Here is a 265-nt window from a genome sequence, read left to right as displayed (position 1 = left end):
GGCCAATAGCTCCATCTCGTCGCTGTCCACGTCGACTTCGACGGGGATCAGCTCGCTGTCGACCGGCCTCAGCTCGACCAATAGCTCGGTGACGTCGCTGTCGTCCTCCACGTCGACGGGTCTCTCGTCGGCCAATAGCGCCATCTCGTCGCTGTCCACGTCGACTTCGACGGGGATCAGCTCGCTGTCGACCGGCCTCAGCTCGACCAACAGCTCGGTGACGTCGCTCTCGACCTCGACGTCGACGGGTCTCTCGTCGGCTAAC

General features: G+C 64.2%; 1 protein-coding gene. It reads right to left on the bottom strand.

Annotated elements, in window-relative coordinates:
- A partial coding sequence (locus tag U5771_RS35490; RefSeq protein WP_322028225.1) for a hypothetical protein occupies nt 1-265 on the bottom strand: 265 nt, incomplete at both ends.

The organism is Burkholderia sp. BCC1977 (assembly GCF_905339595.1).
Classification (GTDB): domain Bacteria; phylum Pseudomonadota; class Gammaproteobacteria; order Burkholderiales; family Burkholderiaceae; genus Burkholderia.
Note: the sequence above shows the minus strand (reverse complement) of the source record. Positions and strands in the feature narration are given on the sequence as shown.